General features: G+C 42.0%; 21 protein-coding genes. 20 read left to right on the top strand and 1 reads right to left on the bottom strand.

Annotated elements, in window-relative coordinates:
• The first annotated feature begins 3 nt into the window (after positions 1-3).
• From J9317_RS10750 to J9317_RS10680, 15 genes are all read left to right on the top strand, one after another.
• Positions 4-1926: a vWA domain-containing protein gene (locus J9317_RS10750; RefSeq protein ID WP_211558461.1), complete on the top strand. Its 1923-nt coding sequence runs from the start codon at positions 4-6 to the stop codon at positions 1924-1926.
• An 846-nt stretch (positions 1927-2772) separates the two neighbouring features.
• A complete protein-coding gene (sucA, locus tag J9317_RS10745) occupies positions 2773-5622 on the top strand; it encodes a 2-oxoglutarate dehydrogenase E1 component (protein WP_211558460.1) in 2850 nt (949 codons plus the stop codon).
• A gap of 13 nt (positions 5623-5635) precedes the next feature.
• Positions 5636-6916: a 2-oxoglutarate dehydrogenase complex dihydrolipoyllysine-residue succinyltransferase gene (odhB, locus tag J9317_RS10740; RefSeq protein ID WP_211558458.1), complete on the top strand. Its 1281-nt coding sequence runs from the start codon at positions 5636-5638 to the stop codon at positions 6914-6916.
• Between the two features lie 162 nt (positions 6917-7078).
• Positions 7079-7489: a globin family protein gene (locus J9317_RS10735; RefSeq protein ID WP_211558456.1), complete on the top strand. Its 411-nt coding sequence runs from the start codon at positions 7079-7081 to the stop codon at positions 7487-7489.
• 244 nt (positions 7490-7733) lie between these two features.
• Positions 7734-8543, top strand: coding sequence for a protein phosphatase 2C domain-containing protein (locus J9317_RS10730; RefSeq protein ID WP_211558454.1), 810 nt, complete (start codon positions 7734-7736; stop codon positions 8541-8543).
• An 80-nt stretch (positions 8544-8623) separates the two neighbouring features.
• Positions 8624-8827: a DUF6501 family protein gene (locus J9317_RS10725; protein ID WP_211558452.1), complete on the top strand. Its 204-nt coding sequence runs from the start codon at positions 8624-8626 to the stop codon at positions 8825-8827.
• A gap of 64 nt (positions 8828-8891) precedes the next feature.
• Positions 8892-9662, top strand: a complete 771-nt coding sequence (locus J9317_RS10720; RefSeq protein WP_211558450.1) for an STAS domain-containing protein — start codon at positions 8892-8894, stop codon at positions 9660-9662.
• 191 nt (positions 9663-9853) lie between these two features.
• Positions 9854-10849, top strand: coding sequence for a LacI family DNA-binding transcriptional regulator (locus J9317_RS10715; protein ID WP_249292135.1), 996 nt, complete (start codon positions 9854-9856; stop codon positions 10847-10849).
• 278 nt (positions 10850-11127) lie between these two features.
• Positions 11128-11925, top strand: coding sequence for a pyrroline-5-carboxylate reductase (gene proC / locus J9317_RS10710; RefSeq protein WP_211558446.1), 798 nt, complete (start codon positions 11128-11130; stop codon positions 11923-11925).
• A gap of 444 nt (positions 11926-12369) precedes the next feature.
• Positions 12370-12567: a cold-inducible protein YdjO-related protein gene (locus tag J9317_RS10705; RefSeq protein WP_211558444.1), complete on the top strand. Its 198-nt coding sequence runs from the start codon at positions 12370-12372 to the stop codon at positions 12565-12567.
• Between the two features lie 555 nt (positions 12568-13122).
• Positions 13123-13962: a pyrroline-5-carboxylate reductase gene (gene proC, locus J9317_RS10700; RefSeq protein WP_211558442.1), complete on the top strand. Its 840-nt coding sequence runs from the start codon at positions 13123-13125 to the stop codon at positions 13960-13962.
• 30 nt (positions 13963-13992) lie between these two features.
• Positions 13993-15117 (top strand): glutamate 5-kinase, encoded by a 1125-nt coding sequence (gene proB, locus J9317_RS10695; protein WP_211558440.1) that lies wholly within the window; start codon positions 13993-13995, stop codon positions 15115-15117.
• 18 nt (positions 15118-15135) lie between these two features.
• A complete protein-coding gene (locus J9317_RS10690) occupies positions 15136-16398 on the top strand; it encodes a glutamate-5-semialdehyde dehydrogenase (RefSeq protein ID WP_211558438.1) in 1263 nt (420 codons plus the stop codon).
• 289 nt (positions 16399-16687) lie between these two features.
• Positions 16688-17539 (top strand): Cof-type HAD-IIB family hydrolase, encoded by an 852-nt coding sequence (locus tag J9317_RS10685; protein WP_211558436.1) that lies wholly within the window; start codon positions 16688-16690, stop codon positions 17537-17539.
• Positions 17540-17882: 343 nt separating this feature from the next.
• Positions 17883-18248 carry a replication termination protein gene (locus tag J9317_RS10680; RefSeq protein ID WP_211558434.1) on the top strand — a complete coding sequence of 122 codons (366 nt, stop codon included), beginning with the start codon at positions 17883-17885 and terminating at the stop codon, positions 18246-18248.
• A 15-nt stretch (positions 18249-18263) separates the two neighbouring features.
• Here J9317_RS10680 and J9317_RS10675 read toward each other — a convergent pair whose 3' ends face one another.
• The gene (locus J9317_RS10675) at positions 18264-18839 is read right to left on the bottom strand and encodes a DUF2179 domain-containing protein (RefSeq protein WP_249292134.1); all 576 of its coding nucleotides are present in this window, start codon (positions 18837-18839) and stop codon (positions 18264-18266) included.
• Positions 18840-19050: 211 nt separating this feature from the next.
• On the opposite strand from J9317_RS10675, the gene J9317_RS10670 reads away from it, so the two are divergent.
• From J9317_RS10670 to J9317_RS10650, 5 genes are all read left to right on the top strand, one after another.
• Positions 19051-20367, top strand: coding sequence for an MFS transporter (locus J9317_RS10670; RefSeq protein ID WP_211558430.1), 1317 nt, complete (start codon positions 19051-19053; stop codon positions 20365-20367).
• A 94-nt stretch (positions 20368-20461) separates the two neighbouring features.
• On the top strand, positions 20462-21337 hold the full coding sequence (locus tag J9317_RS10665) for a DMT family transporter (protein WP_211558428.1): 876 nt from the start codon (positions 20462-20464) through the stop codon (positions 21335-21337).
• A gap of 77 nt (positions 21338-21414) precedes the next feature.
• Positions 21415-22338, top strand: a complete 924-nt coding sequence (locus tag J9317_RS10660) for a ketopantoate reductase family protein (protein WP_211558427.1) — start codon at positions 21415-21417, stop codon at positions 22336-22338.
• 44 nt (positions 22339-22382) lie between these two features.
• Positions 22383-22748, top strand: a complete 366-nt coding sequence (locus tag J9317_RS10655) for a thiol-disulfide oxidoreductase DCC family protein (protein WP_211558425.1) — start codon at positions 22383-22385, stop codon at positions 22746-22748.
• Between the two features lie 546 nt (positions 22749-23294).
• Positions 23295-24104, top strand: coding sequence for a VanW family protein (locus J9317_RS10650; protein ID WP_211558423.1), 810 nt, complete (start codon positions 23295-23297; stop codon positions 24102-24104).
• Positions 24105-24142: the final 38 nt, after the last annotated feature.

The raw sequence follows: 24142 nt of genomic DNA, 5'->3' as shown, positions 1-24142 counted from the left end.
CTTATGAGATTTATAAAATTCAACGATAGCCAAATCGATTCCTTCCTTTTTATGGAACTGTCAGACCTTGCAAAAACACTCTCTAAAAATCCGGACCTGGAGATGGAGTATGCTCCGTACTCTTATTTGAATCCGGCTGAAAATAAAATCTATCTAACCCATTTTTGGGATCACCGGCCTGCTGCAGATCAGATTAGCGGGCTGAAAAGTGATGTTTACCTTCATGCAACAGGGCACGTTTTTCACAGCAGCCCTCGAGAAACGAATGATTTTATTAAGAAGACAAAAAGACTATCAATCCCTGAGTTTGCGAAGCAGCTTTTTTCACTGCTTGAAGATGTCCGAACCGAAGAAATTATCAAAAGGGAACGGCCGGGTACAAAGAAGTTTTTCAAACGCCGCACAGAAATGTACCGGATGTATTTCCGTTCTCAGCTGACCATTCACCTTGAACGCAATATCAAGACAGATGCTTTGTTTAATGCGTTATTTTTAAAGCTGACCGCTGAATCGCCGCTTGAGGCGGTGCCGGCTATAAACGAAGATTTTGAAAGAATGCTGCCCTTTCTTCAAAGGGAGCTTGAATATGCTTATGAAAGTGCAGGGACAGAACAGACTGCAAGGATTGCGCTCAGAATTAGTGAAACCATAGAAGAATTCCTGGAAAAGGATATGCTCAATACATACTTTTTTCTTCCAGAACATGGATTTGAAGAGGGGACGGGCCTTACCTTTAAAGATCTGAAAAGGACAAACAAACTGGATAATGATGATTCTCTTGAGCTTGACCGTAAAGAAGAGCGGGACGTCCATGACCAGGAAATGCCGACGTGGCACAGGGAGACAAGCAAGGCGACAGACAGTTTTCTTCAATATGATCTCGAACACGGTTCCAAAACGGACTTAATGGGAAATGGTCTGCGTGAAGGTGAGGACGGGGATCAGGCCATGGGGACCGTTCAAGGATCGGCAAGAGAATCGAAGAAAAATAATTATGCTCAATCAGAGGTTCTTGAAAACCGCCAGGATGGAAACACAAACGGCAGCCAGAATGCATTTGGCAAAGAAAATAAGTTTGCTTTTGCTGTCCAAAAGACACCGGACCCTGCTTCTCCTGAGCACTATCAGCAATACAGCCGGAATAAAGCCATTATTTCTCATTATCAAAAAAAATTAAAGCAGATGATTCAAAAAACACTTGAGCATAAAAAGACCAATCCAAGAACAGATCTTCATACCGGCAGACTTGGCAAAAAACTGCTGCGGTGGATCACAGACGATAATCCAAGACTTTTTTATAAAAAGCAGGAGCCATCAATCCAAATTGATGCCGTGTTTACTCTACTTGTCGACTGCTCCGCATCTATGCACGATAAAATGGATGACACCAAGCTTGGAATTACCCTTTTCCATGAGGCACTGAAATCAGTAGGGGTCGTCCATCAGGTTACGGGATTCTGGGAGGATACGAATGATGCGTCTGCAGTCAGCCAGCCCAATTATTTTCACCGCATCATCCCGTTCCGCAGCTCATTGAACAAAAGTGCCGGTCCGGCTATCATGCAGCTGAATCCTGAAGAAGATAACAGGGATGGCTTTGCAATCCGTCATATGACGAAGGAATTGTCGGCCAGACAAGAAAAACAAAAGTTTTTAATCGTTTTTTCAGATGGAGAACCAGCAGCAATGGATTATGAGCAAAAAGGAATTGTCGATACTCATGAAGCGGTCATTGAAGCACGAAAAAGAGGGATCGAAGTGATCAACATCTTCCTGTCCAATGGGGAAGCAGAGGAAAGCCAGGTCAAAACCATTCAGAACATCTATGGGAAATTCAGTATCATCGTGCCGAATGTCAGCGATTTGCCTGATGTACTGTTTCCTCTTCTGAGAAAGCTTTTAAAGAAAAGCATTCAAAGCTTGTAATCACTTCTGCTTAGGAAACATCGGATGATTGGAGCGCCGGGCGAGGAAATCAAACTTATCCTTACTATTTCTTAACAGCAATTTCAGCGTAAACAGCTAGAAATTAAGCTCTGTTAAACTTGGCTGTTGATTTCCGTTGCAGGCGCTCGCTTATCCTTGGGCAGGCGGTGAGCCTCCTCGCCGCTTTGCGCCTGCGGGGTCTCACCTGTCCCGCTGCTCTAAAGCTCAAGTCTCGCGCCTTCCACTCCAATCAACAGGTGTTAAAAATCAACATCAGGCTTTAACAGAGCCAAAAATTAAGAGGAGGGCACCCGGCAGATGCATGGTGTCCTTTTCTAATAGGTTCATTAAAGCTCAATGTTGATTTCTGCTCTATCTGTAATGAAGCGGAAGGGCGTTTGGCTGCTGGTTGAAAAGATCGGGCAGAGCACGAAAACCGCCATCTTAGATGAGTGCCTGAAGCCATTCCCTTTCAGCAGAAAAAAATACAAAAATCGACACGAACCATGATAATCCTATTCTTCAGGGACTCTACTTTTAACCATTTATATTAAATGAGTCGCAGCAATGGAGAACAAATAGAAAGAGAAAACCGATGGTGTGCAAGGAATTCTGGCGGAAAATTTGCACTGAATGGCTTTTTCCCATGATTCGCCACAATTTTTTGTTTTTCAATATTATTTACAATTTTCGATAGATAATTGTTGGAAAGAATAAATGGTAGTGTTAAAATATCTATGGAAGCGTTTTAACCAATTTACATAAAACGCGGTCAGCATAAATATATATACCAGAATAATATCCTATTATTTACATTCGGTAATTATTAGTTGGGGGTAGTGTGAAATGTCGCAAACCAAGTCAAAGCTCAACGTTACATGGGAAGACTTCCATGGCCCTAACCTTGGCTATGTCATGGATCTGTATGATCAATTTTCTGAAAATCCTGAATCGGTCGACGCTGATTTGCAGGAACTATTTCAACAATTGGGCCACCCGCCGGATAAGGGAACCGCTGTTTCAGTTCAAGCAGCTCCAGTGTCCAAGCAGTCAATCGCGGATTTCGGTCCTGAAAAAATCGTAAAAATTGCTTCAGCTGTAAAACTGGCTGAGGATATTCGTACGTATGGACATTTAAATGCTTCCATTTTTCCAATTGAAGGAATGGGTGACAGACAGGATCTGCTAAGCATTGAGGCATACGGTCTTTCAGAAGAGGATTTGAAAGAAATCCCGTATTCTGTATTATGCGAAGACGCTCCATCCAGTGTGAAGAACGGATATGATGCCATTCTTCACTTAAAAGAAAGCTATAAAAAATCACTGTCTTTCGAATTCGATCATGTTCACCGGTTCGAAGAAAAAAATTGGCTGAAGCGCATGGTGGAAACGGGAGATTTATTCAAACCGCACTCCAAAGAAAAACGCAAAGCACTCCTTAAAAGGCTATTTGAGGTAGACGGATTTGAAAAATATCTTCATAAAACATTTGTAGGGCAAAAAAGGTTTTCCATTGAAGGACTGGATATGCTTGTGCCGGTGCTTGATGAAATGGTTCAAAGCGCAGTTGAGAACGGCACGAAAACCATTAATATCGGTATGGCTCATCGGGGACGCCTGAATGTGCTTGCACACGTACTTGGCAAACCGTATGAAATCATCTTTTCGGAATTCCAGCATGCACCAAATAAAGACCTCGTCCCTTCTGAAGGATCGACAGGCATTAACTACGGCTGGAGCGGAGATGTAAAATATCATTTAGGCGCAGACAGGCAGATTAAAGAAGAGAACATGGTAAGAGCCCGCATTACACTTGCAAATAATCCGAGCCATCTGGAATATATTGATCCAATCGTAGAGGGCTACACGAGAGCTGCACAGGAAAACCGGAAAGTCAGCGGATTTCCTGAAATCGATACAAGCAAATCTCTTGCCATTCTTATTCACGGTGACGCAGCTTTTCCTGGTGAAGGAATTGTAGCTGAAACGCTCAACCTCAGTCAGCTGAAAGGCTATCAGACTGGCGGAACCATTCACATTATTGCAAATAACATGATCGGCTTTACAACAGAAAGCTCCGACTCGAGATCAACCCGCTATGCGAGTGATTTAGCGAAAGGGTATGAAATACCGATCATCCATGTAAATGCCGATGATCCTGAAGCGTGTCTTGCTGCAGCTTATCTGGCATCTGAATACAGACGACTATTTAAAAAAGATTTCCTTATCGACTTAATCGGGTACCGCCGTTTCGGACATAACGAAATGGATGAACCGATGACGACTCAGCCGCAGCTTTACAGCAAGATTAAAGCGCACGATACAGTGAAGGCACTTTACGCCAAATCTCTTACTGAAGATCAGGTTCTCTCAGAAGAGGAAGTATCAGCCCTGGAAGAGGAAGTACAGAACAAGTTTGAGACTGCATACAAAAAAGTCCCTGATAAAAAGGTGACACAGGTACATGAGATTCAGCTTCCGGAAACAATTTCTCATGGAATCCCTCAAATCGAGACGGCTGTTGACATTAGCGATATCCGTTCCATTAACCGTGCTCTAGTAGAGTGGCCGGAAGACTTTAAGGTATTCGGGAAGCTGCAGCGGATCCTCGAACGACGTGCAAGTGTTCTTGAAGAGGATCACAAGGTAGAATGGGGACTTGCTGAAGCTCTTGCATTCGGTTCCATTTTGCTTGATGGCACACCAATCCGATTAAGCGGGCAGGATTCAGAGCGGGGAACCTTCGCACAGCGAAATCTTGTATTGCATGACAGTGAAACAGGCAGCGTGTATTCACCGCTTCATCAGCTTAATCAGACGAAAGCATCCTTCGCGGTTCATAACAGCCCGCTTTCTGAAGGCTCTGTCATCGGCTTTGAATATGGCTATAACGTATTCTCTCCTGAAACATTAGTCCTTTGGGAAGCCCAATACGGAGATTTCGCGAATGCTGCTCAAGTATTCTTCGACCAGTTTATCTCTGCGGGCCGTGCAAAATGGGGTCAAAAATCCGGGCTCGTGATGCTGCTTCCGCATGGTTATGAAGGACAAGGACCAGAGCATTCAAGCGGAAGACTGGAACGCTATCTTCAGCTTGCCGCTGAAAACAACTGGACAGTAGCTAACCTTACAAGTGCTGCCCAATACTTCCATATCCTTAGAAGACAGGCTAAAATCCTGCAAATGGAGGAAGTCAGACCGCTCGTTATTATGACTCCGAAGAGCCTGCTTCGCAACCCGAACACGGTTTCGGATGTTCAGGAACTAAGCAGCGGATCCTTTAAAAAGGTGCTTGAGCAATCAGGGATGGGCGGAGAGCACAAGGCCGTTACACGCGTTGTTCTTTGCAGCGGGAAGCTTGCCATTGATATTTCAGATAAAGTACGCCAGTCAGAAGAAAATACAGATTGGCTTCACGTTCTGAGAGTGGAAGAACTTTATCCATATCCGCAAAAAGAAGTGGAATCCATATTGTCCAGATACGAAAATCTTAAAGAAATCATCTGGGTTCAGGAAGAGCCTCAAAATATGGGTGCATGGACGTATATAGAACCTAAACTTCGCGAATCAGCCCCATCAGGAGCTGACGTATCCTATATCGGCAGAACAAGGAGATCCAGTACAGCAGAGGGAGATCCAACTGTCCATAAAAAAGATCAGGAACGCATCATAACACAGGCGATCACACGAAACTAAGGGGGAAATGATCATGGCTGAAATTAAAGTACCGGAACTGGCAGAATCAATCTCGGAAGGAACAATTGCACAATGGCTAAAGCAGCCTGGTGATTTTGTTGAGCAGGGCGAGTATTTGCTAGAGCTTGAAACAGATAAAGTCAATGTGGAATTGACAGCAGAACAATCCGGAGTACTGAAAGAAGTGCTGAAGGACGCTGGGGATACCGTTCAAGTAGGTGAAATCATCGGAACGATCGATGAGAAAGAAGAATCGGGCGGCGGACAAAGCACAAATGAAGGAAGCCAGGAACAAGCTGAGCTAAAGCCTGTTAAAGAGGAATCCAAGAAAGAAGAACCAAAAACAGATCACATCCCATCTAGAGAAAGTGAGCCTGTTGTACAAGCGGATTCTAAGAGCCGTACAATCGCTTCGCCTTCTGCAAGAAAGCTTGCGAGAGAAAAAGGAATTGATCTCAGCTCTGTGAATGCTTCCGACCCGCTTGGAAGAGTGCGCAAGCATGATATCGAAAATCACCAAAACGCGCCTAAGCAGCCGCAAGCAGCGAAACCTGCTGAAAAAGCTCCTCAAGCGCAGGCAGATAATCCGGCTAAACCGGTTGAGCGCGTGAAAATGTCCCGCCGCAGACAAACGATTGCGAACCGTTTGGTTGAAGTGCAGCAAACGGCTGCCATGCTTACGACATTCAATGAAGTAGATATGACAGCTGTCATGGATGTTAGAAAGCGCCGCAAAGATAAGTTTTTTGAGCAGCATGATGTTCGTCTTGGTTTTATGTCATTCTTCACAAAAGCCGTGGTGGCTGCACTTAAGCAATTCCCGCTTTTAAATGCAGAAATTCAAGGAACTGAACTTGTGCTGAAAAAATTCTATGATATCGGTATTGCTGTAGCTGCTCCGGACGGTCTTGTCGTACCTGTAGTCCGTGATGCAGACCGCATGAGCTTTGCAGGAATAGAAGGGGAAATTTCCAACCTTGCTAAAAAAGCAAGAGACAACAAGCTTGCGCTTAATGAGCTTCAAGGCGGAACCTTTACAATTACAAATGGCGGAGTTTTTGGCTCCCTGCTTTCCACACCAATTTTGAACGCACCTCAAGTAGGGATCCTTGGGATGCATAAAATTCAATGGCGTCCGATTGCACTTGATCAGGAAAGAATGGAAAATCGTCCAATGATGTATATTGCATTATCATATGATCATCGTATTGTTGATGGAAAAGAAGCAGTTAGCTTCCTTGCTACTGTAAAAGATTTGCTTGAAGACCCTGAGTCACTTCTTCTGGAGGGATAATTAGACTTTTTTGATAGAAGGCCTGTTCCGCTTGGAATAGGTCTTTTTCAATTTTGGCTAACCTTCAATAAATGCTATATTAGTATGGGTAATGTTTTGAAAAAGTTTGGTTGAAGTGCAGTTGCTTTAATATTTCAGAAGCAGGAAGCGGAGGGGCCATGTATGATTCAAACGATGATCCGAGGAGCAGTTGAAGGGAAAACGCGAATTCAGTCTGTATGGAATAATGAGCTGACAATAAGAGGGGAAAATGAATATGCTAAGTACCTTGATCAAACTGAGAAAAATAATCAAATTTTTGAGACTCTGTTTTCCTATTTTACTGACTTTCAGAAAAAACGCACAGAAAACCTAGAGGCTTTCCTCTCTCAATTATTAGATGATAATTGGCCGGCAGTGTATTTGAATATGACAATTCAGTCATTTAGAAATGCAATCGCAGCTGTAATTCTGGATGAGAGCATTTTTGCCATTGATATCAATGTGTTTTATAAAACGCTAAATGAATGGCTGGACGCTGTGGTCAATCTCATATCTCATTTAGCGGAACTAAAGAACCGGAATGGAGAATAATCAATGGGAAGCTGTTTGGCTTATTGGTTCTTCAATGAAGCGAAAGCGTTCTTCCCTTTTTGGTCTTCTTCCACCCTTAATCTATGAAACGGAAAGGTCCTTTTGGATGCCAATATAAAATCCTCCACCAGGCTGCCGCACGGTCTATCGATTGGAAATGTCTAATCCGCGGTTCATTCACCATTTTTCCATTATATGCTATACTGAAAAAGCAGCATACCGGGAGAATTAGGGGTGATTTTTGATGAACATATCCTTACTGAGTCATAAAAGTCCAAGCAAAATTGAAATAGAAGATGCTTTTTTTATTTCAGACGATTGCCAGACCTTTGGTGTATTCGACGGTGTTACACCGATGAACGGCATGTTGTTTGCCAACGGCCATAATGGTGCTTTTCTTGCTTCACATATGCTCGCTTCCACCCTCGGTCTCCCATTATACAAAGATAAGAGTTTAATAGAATGGCTGGTTGAATCCAATGCGCTCCTTCTGCAAAGAATGGAGTCAGCTGCTGTAAAAATTGAAGACAGGCATTTAAGGTGGGCATCCTGCGCAGCTGTTTTAAGGATTGACGGAGGTCGGGCGGCTTTTGTCCAATGCGGGGACTGCATGATTTTAAAGGAAGATTTTAATGGTTTGGTTACTCCGCTTACTGTTAACTCTGTTGAAGGCATTTCAGAAAGGGCCAGACATTTCCGGGAAAGCAAAAGAGCAGAAGGGCTTGCCATTCCGCCTGAAAGCTGGTTTCTTGATCACCCTCATGAAAGGATGAAAGATCACCGGCAGCTGGCCAATCGGAGCGGAGGATATTCTGTCGTGAACGGGGACCGTGAGCTGATAGATTTTATTCAGGCAGGGGAAGCTGATTTAAAGGATATTAAGAGCCTTTTATTAATTAGTGACGGTTTTTTTCATCCTGAATGGAGTCTTCAGGAAGTACATAAAGAGATTTCAAAAATTGGTCTTGAATCATATGCAGAAGCGTTAAGATACATGGAGCACATGAATGGCTTACAGCATGATGATATGACCGGAATATATATTCAATTTTAAAGCTGCAGGGGTTTGCCTTGCAGCTGAAATAAGAATAAAATATACATATGAAGTACATATATCGAAGGAGCGGATCAGCTATGAATCATCTCAATTGGCAGGACAAAAAAACGATAAAAAATGTGACATGCATTCACACAAACGCAGAGAAATACATCGTAAATCGTGCATTAACAGAAGGCCGGAGCTATGAAGTGAAAAACGAAACCGAAGAGTTTTATTTTGTCGTGGATAATTCGGGAAAAGTAAGCGGATTTTACAAGGATTACTTTAAAGAGGCGTAATACATACATATATCCACTTTCTTTTTAAAAGGAAACAGCTATATGAAAGAGAGGAATTGAGCAGGTGGAGCCAAAGAGGGGTTTTCTGGAAGGCGTTAACACGATTGAACTCCTGAACCGAGTAGGAGAATCATTAATTTTAACTGATGATGAACTAAATATATCTTGGTTTAACGAGTGTGCAAGAGATTTATTAAATACTGTCGCTCCGCATATTAATCTTGCTGATGCAAATTCATTTCTGGGAGTTAATTTAAAATCGTTTCACAGGGCAGATCAAATCCGGATAATTGAACATGGACCTCTCCCTTATACTTCTACTATTCATCTGTTTCAAACGTTTTCTGCACATATTGTCGTTGACAGGCTTCCGGAGAGCAGGGGCTATATACTCACATGGAAAGATGTAACCGATTACGAAAAGGAATTGCTTTCAGGCAGGAAGCTAATGGAGGAATTATACACTCCAATCATTGGGACAATGCTTGATCACACTTTTCTTGCAGCCATTACGGGATTTTTATCCGAGCACAGAATCGAGCATATGACAGAGAAAATATTGTCCTTTGCAGGTGCTAATCAAGCAGAATACATGCTGTTTGATTTCTCTGAAATGTATTCTGTGCCGGATGAAGCTGTTATTGATAAGCTTGAACAGCTCGTGCAGGCATTAAATCTGATGGGGACGGAAGCGATTTGCGTTGGATTAAAGCCGGACATGGCCCGGCAAATGATCAGCAGAGGCTACGGACTTTCCATTAAAGCCTTTCCATCGTTTAAACAAGGCATCAGTTATGTGTGGGAAAAACTTGGATATACACTGGTTAAATCGTAGTCTATTATTTTATAGCGGTAAAAAAAGAGAAGCATATACGTATTGTAATCAAATTTTATTGAAGTATTTAAGTGATACATAATTTAATTATGTAAACAAAAGACAAGTGATGGGTACTTGTCTTTTTCCCTGGGAATGATATAAAATACACGTTTATGAGAAAGCATTTAAAAAAAGGGGGAGGGGAGTATTTGAGAACGACCATATCCGATATTGCCAATATGGCGAAAGTATCAAAAAGTACCGTCTCCAGGTTTTTAAATGGCGGCTACGTAAGCGCGGCAACAGCTAAGAAAATTCAAACCGCCATAACTGAAACGAAGTTTGAACCAAATTCGTTTGCACAAAGTTTGAAACAAAAGAAAACTAATTTTATTGGAGTCATTATCCCAAGGCTCGATTCCTATACGATGACCAAAATGCTGATGGGCATTGATGAAAGACTCAAGGAACTTGGGTTTCAAATGCTTGTTGCCAATACCGATCAGGTACAGGAGAGGGAAATCGAAAATATCTATGCCTTTTCACGGCAAAAAGTGGCCGGTATTATTTTAATGGCTACAAACATAACAGAAGAACACAATGAAGCGTTTGAATATGCAGGAATTCCGACATTAGTCATTGGGCAGGAAAGTACCAATTATCATTCCATCATCCATGCAGATTATGAAGCAGGATATGACCTTGGAAAATTTATATATAAAAATGGTCACCGGAAAATTTTGTTTCTTGGAGTAAGCGAACAGGATGAAGCGGTTGGCTTAAAGAGAAAACGCGGGTTTATGGACGCTTTGAAAGACAGCGGTCCCCATTCGGTAAAAGCTTTAGAAGCTGACTTTTCCATGGAACGAGCCAGAATCGAAACAGATAAAGCTTTAAGGGTAGGTATCCCTGACATTATTGTCTGTTCTACAGATAATATGGCACTAGGAGCAATGAAAGCTATACAAGAAAAGAATTTTACAATACCTGCAGACCTTTCCGTGGCAGGATTTGGAGGATACCGGATTTCAGAAATGGTCCATCCGGGACTTACAACAGTCAGTTTTCATTATTTTGATGTCGGCTTGAATGCAGCTTTTTCTATAGTAAGTCTCATTGAAGGAAAGTCCGTTCAGAAAAAAATGGTATCAGGCTATGAGATCATTAGAAGAGAGAGTGTGGCAGCCATTAAATCCTCAAATTGAGCCCTTTTAGGGGCTTTTTTTTAAATATTTTATAAAAATATTTATTAATCTAAGGTTATTCACATCGGCTGGCTAAGTGTGGAAAAGCGTTAGTTATAAAGAACGGCTGTTTAGCTGTTGCACCCTTGTTTTCTTGTTGTTTATATTTAAGTGAAACAGCTGAAATCTGTATTACTAATTGAATGTTTTCTGTATCAATTTATACAGCCGGTGACCTTCAGACGCTTTCATGATATAATTTTTTCAACAATTACAAATGTGAAGAGAGAGTGGGATGAATGGAAAAACCGACTATTTTATTTATTGGAGCGGGGAGAATGGCTGAGGCCATAATTGCTGGATTACGAGCAAAAAAAGAAAATGAAATAGAGCGGATTATTGTTTCAAACCAATCGAATATTATGAGGCTGGAGAGGCTAAAAAAACAGTATTATGCAGAAACAGTCTTCCAATGGCAGGAGAAGATTCACGAAGCAGACACTGTCGTACTGGCTATGCCTCCAGAAGAACATGAGGAAGTTTTTATGAAGCTCCGAAGTCTTGTCAGCGGCCAATTGATCGTTACGATTGCCGCTGGAATCGGTCCATCAAAAATGGAGAAGGCTTTGCCCGGTTCAGCAGTCAGCTGGATTATGCCAAACACGGCCTCTTCTATTGGAGAAAGCATGTCTCTGTACTGCAAAGGGAAAAAGCCGCTTGAAGCCCTTCAGGAAAAAAGTCTCAAGCTGCTCCTTGATGCAATAGGACAGGCTGAAGAGTGCACGGAGGAGGAAATACATCATTTAACAGCAATCACGGGCAGTGCGCCTGCATTTGTTTATTTGTTTGCCGAAGTGCTGATTGAAAAAGCGAAGGAGTACGGAATATCTGAATTCAAGGCAGAAAAACTTGTCACACAGATGATTGCCGGTTCTGCTTCCATGCTGAAGGAAAATGGCGATCCTTTTGCTTTAAGGGAACAAGTCACGACCCCTGGAGGATCGACCGCCGAGGGAATCGCAGTATTAGAGGAACGGGGATACACAACCATGATTAAGAATGCGATTACTGCTGTAAACAAAAAATCGTTAACGTAATATACCTGGCAGATGAAGTGCGTAATTACGTGAAGCTTATCGGCCTATTGACATTTTCAGGATTCAGGTATATAATAAGTTTTGATCGACTCGATGTTAGACTTGAGAGTACGTTAAGTTCGATATTAGAAAATAAACGAAGAAGTATTCTTTTTTCACCGCATTCTTTCCCTCCAAGAGCTTATCTTCAGTTTATCTGCTTAACAAGAAACCTTTTTCAAAATGATGTTTTTGGTTTATCCAAACAACTGATTCATACTGGCACGGCCTAGGAGCCGTAAGGATGAAAGAGAGGCAGGGCTTTCGTTGTTTTGGTTTTTGGAGATTTATTCTCCAGTCTAAGAAGCCGCTTCATAATCTCACGTATTGCGGAAATTGCGAGTAATAAAAGCTGCCTTTTTTGGGTAGCTTTTTAGTTAGAGGTATAAAAGGAGGGTTTTGTACTTGTATAATAAAAAACCGGTTGAGGAAATTATTACAAAAGATACGAAAATCTGGACTTGTACAGCTGACAATTGCAAATGCTGGGTTCGGGATAACTTTAAAAGCAGTGATGAGCCGTTATGCCCGATCTGTAAAAGCCCAATGGCTACCCAGACAAAAGAGCTTCAAGTAGTCGACAATCCATGCTCATCCTTTTAATAAGAAAATAAACGGCCAATGCGGCCGTTTTTTTTTTGCTTATCTAAAGCATATTGTGGGGTTTCAGGTTTTTTTTAGTTTTTCGTACAGGTGTTTTTTGAAAAACACCTGTATAGGTTGAATGGATCGAAGAGCGTGCCAAATACGCAGAGGCGAATAGCAGGCTGACCGCAAATCGAGCATCCTGGAGTGGAAATCCACAGAAAACTTCAAATGAGCGATTTTTTATAAAAAATATCTGAAAATTTAGAATTGAACCGTTCTTTGAGAACGCTTACTCTCGCACCCCTCAAAAGAATACCGGTTTTTCAAGAGTTTCTGCACGCTTGACACTGGTTGAGGTCATGTTACGATAGGTAACGTTAAATAAAAATACGAACAAAATACGAACAGTAAAAACAGCGGATTTACACCCTCGGCGGTGTCCATATATAAGGTGATCCGCACACCAAAACCATGAAATAATTGTTGTAATGAAACGAGTTCTTAAACAACGATTTACAAATCCTGAAGTGCGCAAATATTAAAAGATCATTTAAATAGGGGGTCTTCTTAATGAAGGAATTGAAAGTTGCATTTATTGGTGCAGGTTCCATGGCTGAAGCTATGATATCCGGCATAGTAGAATCAGGCACAGTTAAAAAAGAAAATATTTACGTGACAAACAGAAGCAATCTAAATAGAAGGCATGAATTAATCCGGAAATACGGAATAAAAGCCATGCATACAGAAGAGCTGCCATATGAAGAAATAGATGCATTTATCCTGGCTATGAAGCCTAAGGATGCAGAAAAAGCTATGAAGCCGCTCAAAGAAAAAATCCAGCCGGAACAAACCATTATGTCGGTTCTCGCAGGAATATCAAATCATTTTATTGAAGCATGCCTTCACAGCGGACAGCAGGTAATCAGAGTGATGCCGAATACATCGAGCATGATAGGAGAGTCAGCCACCGCTTTATCACCAAGTCCTAACGTTTCAATGGAAAACGTATGGATGGCAGAGGAATTGATGGCTGCCATTGGAAAAGTATTTGTCATTAAAGAAAGCCAGATGGATTTGTTCACCGGAATAGCAGGCAGCGGTCCCGCTTACTTCTATTATCTAATGGAAAGCATTGAAAAAACAGCAGAAGAAAATGGAATGGACCCTGAAATGGCTAGGAAAGCAGGAGCCCAGACGATTTTAGGGGCAGCGAAAATGATGATGAGCAGGGAGGAAACACCGTCACAGCTGAGGGAAAATGTTACGTCCCCAAATGGAACAACAGCAGCCGGACTTGAAGCCCTTAAATTTAACGGAGGCGGCCATGCAATCTCACAAGCGATTTTATCAGCCGCTGAACGGTCTAAGGAAATGAGTGAACAATTACAGGAAGCGATTTTGGTTAAGTAATCATACCAGTATTTTTAGGAGTGATCACAGTTGACTAATAAAAAACGCATTGTCATCAAAATTGGAAGCAGCTCTTTAACCAGTCTTCACGGAGAAATCAGCAGAAGGAAGCTGAAAAGAATTGTAGAGGAAGTTGTGGAATTAAAGGAAGAAGGACACGAAGTTCTCCTCGTATCTTCAGGAGCAGTAGCAGCAGGATACCGCAAGCTTGGCTGTGTAGACCGGCCGACTGCATTAACAGAAAAGCAGGCAGCAGCATCCATTGGTCAGGGCCTGCTGATGGAGGCCTACTCGGAATACTTCCTATCCCATGGATATGTGGCTTCCCAAATTCTCATAACGAGAAGTGACTTTTCAGATGAGAAAAGATATATGAATGCGCGAAATACATTAAAAATCCTGCTGGATCGAGGCATTGTCCCGATTGTAAATGAGAATGATACCGTTACAATCGACCGTTTGAAGTTCGGAGACAATGACACTCTTTCCGCTAAGGTTGCAGGTTTAGTAGATGCAGATCAGCTAATCATCATGTCGGATATAGACGGTTTATATGACAGTGATCCCAGGAAAAATCCGCATGCAGAACTTCTATTAAATGTGCATGAAATCACATCCGAGATTGAGGATTCTGCCGGCGATCCAGGGAGCGGCGTAGGAACAGGCGGGATGAAATCTAAAATTGAAGCATTTAAAATCACGATGGCTTCAGGAATCCCGGCTTTTCTAGGAAAATCAGGAATAAAAGGACTGATTGGAAACGCAGTCAGCGGAACTGCACGAGGAACGTATTTCAATCCAAGCACCGAAAGAGACGGTTTGGATCACCGCAAGCAATGGATTGCCTTTAACTCAGGACCAGAGGGAAGCGTGACCGTCAATGACAAAGCAAAAACCGCTATTGTAGAGCATTCGGGTGAACTGCATGCTCAGCACGTCATAAAAGTATCAGGCAGGTTTAAGCATGGCGCTGTTGTGAGACTTAAAGATGATCGGGGAGAGGAAATAGGACTCGGTATCGTCAACTATTCATCTGAACAGCTTTCAAATTTCCGAGGCTTGGATGTAACAGGAATGGATCAGGATGCAAAAGCTATAGTGGACAGCGAAGGCTTAGTTTGCCGGCTGGATTTTCCTATGCCAGCGGGCGTATAATCTGATGGGAGGAATTGGATGACTTTATTAATGGAAAGTCAAACAGTAGAGGACCAGGCGATTAAGGCAAAAAAAGCAGCAAATGTTTTAAAGATGCTGGATACGGAAACGAAAGACCGTGCTTTGGAAAAACTCGCTGATGAATTAGAAGCTAACATCCCGTACATTTTAGATGAAAATGCAAAAGATCTGGAGACGGGAAGAAAAAAAGGGTACGACGAAGCGTATATGGACCGTTTAAAATTGAGTGAATCAAGAATTAAAGATTTTTCCAGCGGTTTAAGAAAGCTTATCGATCTTGAAGATCCCGCAGGTATAATACAGGAAAAATGGGAGCTTGAAAACGGACTATCGGCTGAGAAAGTTTCCGTTCCTTTAGGAGTAATCGGGATGATTTATGAGGCTAGACCAAACGTAACAGCCGATGCTGCAGGGCTTGCGCTTAAATCAGGCAATGCGATTGTCCTAAAAGGCGGTTCCTCTGCTCTTTACTCCAATCAAGCGATTGTAAATATTCTGCATCAGGGATTATCCAAAACGGATATTCCGGAAGACGCAGTCCAGTTTATTTCAAGCACAGACCGTAAAGCAGCACAGGAGCTGTTTACGATGAAAGAATACATTGATGTTCTAATTCCGCGCGGAGGCGGAGCATTAATCAATGCCGTCGTGGAAAATGCTACTGTACCTGTGCTGGAAACAGGAGTCGGGAACTGTCACATTTATGTCGATAAGCATGCAGATACTGAAAAAGCATTATCCATTATCGTGAATGCAAAGACAGATCGTCCTGCTGTTTGTAACGCTGCTGAGACGGTCATTGTTCATAAAGAGTGGCTCTTTGCTAATAAAGACATATTGGATGAGACACTTAAGAGTAATCAGATTAAAGTTCATGCTGATCAAGCGGCAATGAATGTTTTGGATGGAGCCGCGGCAGCCGGAGAGCCGGACTGGGCAGATGAATATTTAAGCTTGGATGTTGCTGTGAAAACAGCTGAAAATATGGATGATGCGATTCATCATATTGACCGGTATGGAACGAAGCATTCCGAAGCAATCATTACAGAGGATGCAGATTCCGCCGAAGAATTTCTTAACAGGGTGGACGCAGCAGCTGTTTATCACAACGCTTCAACACGGTTCACTGATGGGAGTGCATTAGGCTTTGGAGCAGAGATCGGCATCTCGACACAAAAGCTCCATGCAAGAGGTCCGATGGGTCTTCCGGCATTAACTACAACAAAGCTTAAGCTTAAAGGGAATGGTCAAATCAGATAGCATCCACCAGCCGGTTCCATTTTCGGAGCCGGCTATTTTAAATGGCTTTTTTTTAAAGATGGCTGTTTTTATATCGGTTCTTATGACGAAAAACTGTATTAAGTTGACTGGAGCGGATGGTGCGTACGTCAGATAGGCTTAAGTCTTTTCCATTGAAGTTTTCCTCTGCGGGCTGCCCAACAGACAAGTTTAACAGAGCTTCAAAATAAGCAAAGTCATGACGAACGAGCATAATACGTGTAAGATAGATATGCACCAAGGAAGATTGAATATAAAGGAGACATACATAATGAAACTGATTGCAATTGACTTAGATGGAACACTGTTATCATCGCAGCTGAAGATTTCTGACGTAAACCGAAAGGCAATTTTAAAAGCACAGGAAAAACATCATGTCATGATTTGCTCCGGCCGGGCTCCAGAAGATATTCAAGCGGTATTAAAGGAATTTGATTTGCAATGTGATCTTGCAGGCAGCAATGGCACAGTCGTTTACTCAAAAGGAAAGCTGCTATCAAGGGTATCAATCAGTGAAGGGGCAGTCAGGGAATCAGCCGCTTTACTCGATCAAAAGAATGTACCATATAAAATTTATACAAGCGAAGGCATTTATGTGCTGAACAGCTGGGCGGAACGGACTACCGCCGCATTAAAAGCTATGGATGGCAGGCATTCCATTTCTGAATCAGAATATAAAAGAATCACTGAACAGCCGAAAGCGGATGGAGCAGTAAAGCTGTTTGACTCGGTTGAAGACTTGCTGAGTATGGAAGGGCTGTCCATTCAAAAGTTCTTTATTTTAACTCTCGATCAAGGTTTAAAAGAGGAGCTGCTCCCAGCCCTTGAGAGCATCGATGGGATTGCTCCGACTTCATCAGGACCAAATAATATCGAAATCATGAATCCAGACGGGCATAAAGGACAGGGTCTTCGAATCATGGCGTCCCATTTAGGAATTAAAATGGAGGACACTGTGGCCATTGGTGATAACTTTAATGACGTTCCGATGATGGAAGCCGCTGGATTATCCATTGCAATGGGAAATGCAGATCCAGATGTAAAGAAACTTTGTGACAGAGAAACGGTTTCCAATAACGATGATGGTGTAGCACACGCAATAATGAATGTCATAATGGCTTAATGAGAAAGAGTGGCTTCGACAAGCGATACCGTGGAGATTACAAAGGGATCAAAAATAAATAAACGTCAAAACTGCCGGAAATCATCCGGCAGTTTTTTTTTGGAGAAATTGAATTTAATAACCATCTTATGTAAACAAATTTTAAAAGAATTATGTTCTAAATAATCAACTTTGTGCTGCACAGACAACAGACAAAAAACTTTCTAGTTGAACTATGTTCTAAATAATCATACTATAAAACAAGCCCGTAATAAAATGTAAAAAGGATCATTTTAAAAATTCAAAAAGGAAATCATGTTCTATTAGCGAAAGGAGTAGTATGCTTTCAATAGGAGGGGACAGAATGAAAGAATCGAGAAACAGCAGCGGTTTCCTGCTTAAACAGCGGGCATTTCTTAAATTATATATGATCACACTGACAGACCAGAAAAGACTTTATGGGCTAAAGCTGCTGGATAATATGAGAGATGAATTCAGAAGATTCGGCTATAAGCCTAATCATTCTGAAGTATATAAAGCTCTTCATGAATTAATTGATGATGGAGTATTAAAGCAGGTTAAGAAAAAGAAAGAGGGTATGAAACTGCAGGAAGTTGTCTTTTATGAGTTTAAGGATTTTGACGCTGCGATGCTCTATAAAAAGCAGCTGAAGGTAGAACTTGAGCGGTGTCAGGGGCTTATTGACAAAGCGATTAAAGATAATTTTTAAAGGTAAACGGGCGATTCATTGAGAATCGCCCGTTTTAGCTTGTTCCTGATTTTTTTCACTGTTAAACTTTTTAGCTCTTTTTTTCATGGAATTAACCATATAACCGCCCTTAAATGATCTCAATTCATAGGAAGTCATAAACGCCTTCGGTTCAATTTCCTCTACAATTTCCATAAGTTCCTGCTCTCTTGATCGTTTGGCGACAATATCCAAACGGTAGCGCATGGAGTTTAAGCCTTGTCCGGTGAAAACCGTAACTCCGAAGCCGGCGTTTCTTAGCGCATGAACTAATTCGTCAGAACGCTCATTAAGATTAACGTGGTGGGTAACGTAGCCGATTGCCAGCCTGTTTTCAAGTTTGCCGCCTAAATATAACCCAACGCTGAAGCCCAGAACATAGGCAATAATGTTATAAATATTAGAAAGGTCCTGAAAAACAATTCCAAGCGCCACGATGTAAATCGCAGCTTCCATTAATCCAACGCCAGCGGCTGCTCTCGTTTGATTCTTAACTAAAAAGATTGTCCGAAGAGTAAGGATTGGAACATATAGAATCTGCAGGACGAAAATCAAAAGCGGCTGTAAAAGCAAAAAGAAAACCCCATTTCTGTAGAAGTACATTTATGCAATAAGGACAGTATAGTATGTTTGCCTGTACATGAAAAGACAATTTTAAAAATTGTATTTAATCGTTATGTTCCCCTTATTTAAAGTTGAAAACCATTTGAGAAAAAAAGGGTAGCAGAATAGGCAGCGGGGAAGGTTAATAGGGGTTTAACAGGCAAATGAAGGAGAGGATTTCATGGGTGATGCAGCGATTCAAAGACCGAAGGGGAAAAATACGAGATGGGCTATTTCTTCCCTCTTATGCAGCATAATTATCCTCAATTATTTTGACCGGGTTGCGATCGCGGTCGCGGCGCCTGAGCTGCAGGCCAGCTTCAACCTGTCCGCTACTGAGATTGGTATTGTTTTTTCGATATATAATTATGCTTATACTATGATGCAGCTGCCTATAGGAACAATGCTGGATAAATGGGGAGTATCATGGATTACAAGAATCGGTATGGCGGTATGGAGCATATTAACCATCATTTTCGCATTTATAAGCGGAAAGCTGCTCCTTTACATATTAAGGTTTTTTACCGGAGTCATGAGTGCATCTGCTTTTCCTGCTGCTTCTAAAGCTACGGCTAACTGGTTTCCATATCATGAACGGGGTCTGGCTAATTCATTATTTGATTCCGCTGCTAAATTTTCGAATGTAATTGGAGGACCGCTGGTTGCACTATTAATTACATTTTATGACTGGCGCACTGCCTTTTTGGTTTTAGGAATCATAAATGTCATCTTTACACTGGTTTTTTGGAGCTATTATGACGAACCGGGGAGACATAAAAAAATTTCAGAAGAAGAAATCAATTACATTCAAAAGTATGGAGCAGATGCTTCGGATATCCCTGTGCACCGGGCGAAAGATGTGTGGAAAAAGCTTTTTGCCAGCAGAAAGGTATGGGGAGTGACCATTGGTTTTACCGGATACGGCTATACGTTTAATCTTTTATTACTATGGCTCCCTACCTTTTTTAAAGAAGAATTCCAGGTTGACCTCTTATCGTCCTCTTTGCTGACCGCTATTCCATGGCTAATCGCTTCTATAACAGGAGTAGCGGTGGGAGGATGGCTCGTTGATCGGCTGATTCAAAAAGGGCATAAACCGGATCGGGTGTACAAAGGTGTCATTATAATCGGAATGCTGATTGGTTTTTCATTCCTTGGCGCCATTTTTACCAGCAATCCGATTCTCTCCATGGTATTTATCTCCGTTGGTCTCGCCGGAATATCTGCCACGGCACCAATCGGATGGACAATTGCATCCAAAATTTCTCCACCCGGTGCACAGGGGCAGACAAGCTCTATCGTTAATTTCTCGAATAATTTATTCGGAGGAATCATAGCGGCTGCCCTTACAGGATACCTTGTAGATAAAACGGGTTCTTTTAATTTATCTTTCATGATTGCAGGAGCGGTTCTTGCTATCGGACTGTTCTTTTATACGATTGTGCTGGGAGATATAAAAACGGTCGAATTTGGTAAAACGGAAAAAGAGAGCAAATGAAGTCATGGGAGTCTTATATGGAATTGGCGATTTTGTGCTGAACAAACCTTAACAGCATATATATAAGGACAGGTCTTACTCTGGAGGTATAGTTTTGCGAGAGGGATTTGTCTTTAAATTATATGCATTAGCAGCGGTTGCTTTTTGGGGAGTTTCCTTTGTATCCAGTAAATCTTTGCTTCAGAACCTGGATCCTTATACAATCGTGGCGTCAAGATTCGGACTGGCTTCTTTACTTCTTGGACTGGCAGGTGCCGTTTTTAATATCCCTTTAGCTATCAGATTGAAGCATATACCCCAGCTTGTAATCCTGGGTGTTTCCGGTGTGTTCATTCATCAGTGGATTCAAGTGCTGGCTCTTCAATACATTGATGCCGTTTCCGCAGGCTGGCTGATTGCCTGTTCCCCGGTTTTTACCGTCATACTATCGGCCGCACTTTTAGGGGAGAACATGACGAAAAGCAAAGTGTTCGGGATGGCTGCCGCCCTCGCAGGTGTACTTTTTGTCGCTTATAGTGAGGGATTTAAAGCTTCATCTAATGCAGGTGTTGCATTAATGGTGCTCAGTACACTTAATTGGGCGATTTACTCCATCTTATTAAAAAAGTTATTTGTGCCTTACCCAATAATCACGATTGCGTTTTACACGAGTGTCATTGGTTCTCTGCTGATGCTTCCGTTTACGATAAGAAATGGGGGCTGGCATGCTTTAGTTACAATGCCTGAACATCAATGGGCGCACCTTCTTTTTCTGGCAATCTTTGTTTCTGCAGCCGCCTATTGGTTTTGGGGAAAGGCGTTATCAAGGATGAATGCCTCAAGCGTGGCCGCTTTTCTGTATATTGAGCCTCTATTTACCTTGGCTGCAGGAGCAGTCCTCCTGCAAGAAAGAATGGCAGTTTCAGCACTAACAGGGGGGGTTATGATTCTTCTTGGTGTCTTTTGGATGAATAAGAAACAGCCTGCTTGAATACAGTCCGGATTTTTCCTTCTTTTTCCATGTTCGTGTATAATTTGAGTAACGGGGAATGAAGGGGGAGGTAACAAATGAAATTTTTGGTTGTTGGAGCAGGAGCTGTTGGGGGATATTTTGGAGGAAGACTGGCCGAAAACGAACAGGATGTAACGTTTCTTGTAAGGGAAAAACGGAATCGGCAGCTTGCTGAAACAGGCCTGATTATAAAAAGTGTTCACGGGGATTTCAGCTTTCAGCCAAAAACCATCCTAAGCGGAGATCAAGGAGCATACGATGTGATCCTTCTTAGTACAAAAGCCTACCAGATTGATCAGGCGCTATCCGATATTGAGCCGTACGTTCAGGATAATAAGGTAATTATTCCGATGCTGAATGGGATGGATCATATACATAAGCTGAAAGAGCGTTTTTCTGCTCATCAGGTGCTAGGGGGCCTGTGTTTCATTGAGTCTGACCTTTCACCGGAGGGTTTCATTATTCAGACCAGCCAGACCCACCGTTTCGTTTTTGGGGAATGGGATGGGAGTATGCCGGAAAGGGTTCGGGATGTCGAGCATGCATTTGATGGAAGCAAAAGTGATGCTAAAGCAAGCCGCTCGATTGTGCAGGACATGTGGGAGAAGTATCTTTTTATCGCAGCTATGTCAGGTGTAACGACACTTTTCAGACAGCCGATCGGGCCGATTAGAAAGGTGCATGAATCGAGAGAATTTCTAGCGCGGTTGTTTAAAGAATTGGAATCTGTAATGAGACAGGCATATGCACCTCTATCCGGACACATTACAGAGAAACATATGCAAACAATCGATCAGATAAGCTATACAATGAAATCTTCTATGCAAAGAGACATGGAAAAACACGGAAATGTTGAAGCAGACCATCTGCACGGATATCTTTATAGTATGGCAAGTGAGACAGGTGTATCAGTTCCGAATTTGCAGGCTGTTTACTCAAATTTAAAACTATATGAAAAATCCAGGGAATCCTCGTTTTAAGCTGCTTCGCATTGTGGTAATGAACAGGTATAGGAGGAGATATTTTGAAGCATGTCGTGTTTTATGATGCACAGTGTCCATTATGTTTTCATTTAAAAAAATCCCTTTCCTCATTAGACTGGCGCTGCAGAATTAAATGGTCTTCTATACAAACGATAGAAGAAACTCCCTTTGCATTCTTGAGAGATCTTCCTTTACTTGAAAAAATTCATATGATTACAAAAGATGAAGAGGTCTTGGCCGGAGCGCATGCATTAAGGAAGATTTTTCTATCCATGCCACTTACCAAGCCGCTTGGCATCATTATGTATGTTCCATTCGTGATAAAGGCAGCAGAGATGTTTTACTCTAAAGTATCTACAAGCCGGTTCAAGTGGTTTGGCCGTTACAGCCAGCCCCGGTATGATTGATTTGAAAAAAGAAGCAGGCCGATTCAGTCACTAATATCATTAACCTGAATCGTGACACTGCTTCTTTTTTCTTTTATCCTCTTTCCATCATAAGCCGAATAGTTTAGTTTTTTGGTGAAAATGGTACTATATACACATGTGTCATTTCTCTTAAGTGGTAAAATCTATAGGTGTTCATTCCATAATTTATTGGATTCATCCAAGGAATGGATTTAATATTCTCTTATTATTAGGTTTTGTTAAAGCTTTATGTTGTTTATTTAACACCTGTTAATTGGAGCGGAAGGCATGAGACTCCTTCGGGCTCACCGCCCGCCCGCGGAAAACGATTGCCAGCAGAGATCAACAGCCAAGTTTGGAGCCTACTATTAAAATATGAAACATTTTCCATGGTTTAAACGTTTTATAGGGGAGCAAGAAATAAATAGTGAATTGGGAGAGAGAGCAATTGTTAAAACAAACAGTCATTGTGTTAGGACTATTGTTTGCTGGAGGATGTGCAGCAGCAGGGGGGACACAGCGGAAGTAACCAAGGCGGAAGATTTAATGACAAAAGAGACAGTTCTCGAAGCAAAAAATTTCAACCGCAAAGTGGAGTTAATTGATTCCAGAACAAATGATGTTCTTTATACGTACGATTCCTCGAATGGTGATATAGATGCAGATTCAATCGCAGATGACCTTGCAAAGAAAATCGACCAGCCCATGGTGCCGGCAAAGTTAGGCGCCAACGGACAGTTTTCAGAGGGGCAGAAAAGAGTAGTCCTCGATGAAGAAAAAACATCTGGCATGCTTCAAAACTTAAGTGCTTATGAAAGCCAAATTACTCTTCCAATTGAAGAAAGTGTCCCGAATGTAAAAGCAGAAGACATAAGCGGGATTACCAATCAAGTAATCGGTGAATACAAAACAGCTTTTAATCCTGCGGTTAAAGGCCGGGTCCATAATATTAAGCTGTCTTCAAACTCGATTAATAACATTGTGCTTGGTCCTGGAGACCGTTTTTACTACAATTTAATCGTTGGCGAAAGAACGGAAGCAAGAGGCTATCAAAAAGCACTTGAGATCGTGAATAAAGAGTTTGTCGAAGGGGTTGGTGGAGGAATCTGCCAGACATCCTCTACTCTTTACAACGCTGTAGAAAATGCCGGACTTGAAATTATTGAACTGCACCACCATTCCAAACAGGTTGGATATGTGCCTAAGGATAAAGATGCTACGGTTTCATGGGGCGGACCGGATTTTAAATTTGAGAACAGCAAGGATTTCCCTGTTTTGATCCGTTCGACAGTTGATGAAGCAAATGGATCCATGACCATTCAAGTATTGAGTGCAGCACAGACGGTGAAAAGCTAATAAATGATCAGAACCCGCTTACTTGAGTAAGCGGGTTC

It is taken from the genome of Metabacillus flavus (assembly GCF_018283675.1).
Taxonomy (GTDB): Bacteria; Bacillota; Bacilli; order Bacillales; family Bacillaceae; genus Metabacillus_B; species Metabacillus_B flavus.
Note: the sequence above shows the minus strand (reverse complement) of the source record. Positions and strands in the feature narration are given on the sequence as shown.

Coding starts and splice junctions, on each gene's coding strand:
- J9317_RS10680 (WP_211558434.1), top strand. CDS start 17,883: ATGAAAGAATCGAGAAACAGCAGCGGTTTCCTGCTTAAACAGCGGGCA.
- J9317_RS10670 (WP_211558430.1), top strand. CDS start 19,051: ATGGGTGATGCAGCGATTCAAAGACCGAAGGGGAAAAATACGAGATGG.
- proC (WP_211558446.1), top strand. CDS start 11,128: ATGGAAAAACCGACTATTTTATTTATTGGAGCGGGGAGAATGGCTGAG.
- J9317_RS10660 (WP_211558427.1), top strand. CDS start 21,415: ATGAAATTTTTGGTTGTTGGAGCAGGAGCTGTTGGGGGATATTTTGGA.
- J9317_RS10750 (WP_211558461.1), top strand. CDS start 4: ATGAGATTTATAAAATTCAACGATAGCCAAATCGATTCCTTCCTTTTT.
- J9317_RS10690 (WP_211558438.1), top strand. CDS start 15,136: ATGACTTTATTAATGGAAAGTCAAACAGTAGAGGACCAGGCGATTAAG.
- J9317_RS10725 (WP_211558452.1), top strand. CDS start 8,624: ATGAATCATCTCAATTGGCAGGACAAAAAAACGATAAAAAATGTGACA.
- J9317_RS10650 (WP_211558423.1), top strand. CDS start 23,295: ATGACAAAAGAGACAGTTCTCGAAGCAAAAAATTTCAACCGCAAAGTG.
- odhB (WP_211558458.1), top strand. CDS start 5,636: ATGGCTGAAATTAAAGTACCGGAACTGGCAGAATCAATCTCGGAAGGA.
- sucA (WP_211558460.1), top strand. CDS start 2,773: ATGTCGCAAACCAAGTCAAAGCTCAACGTTACATGGGAAGACTTCCAT.
- J9317_RS10735 (WP_211558456.1), top strand. CDS start 7,079: ATGATTCAAACGATGATCCGAGGAGCAGTTGAAGGGAAAACGCGAATT.
- proC (WP_211558442.1), top strand. CDS start 13,123: ATGAAGGAATTGAAAGTTGCATTTATTGGTGCAGGTTCCATGGCTGAA.
- J9317_RS10685 (WP_211558436.1), top strand. CDS start 16,688: ATGAAACTGATTGCAATTGACTTAGATGGAACACTGTTATCATCGCAG.
- J9317_RS10730 (WP_211558454.1), top strand. CDS start 7,734: ATGAACATATCCTTACTGAGTCATAAAAGTCCAAGCAAAATTGAAATA.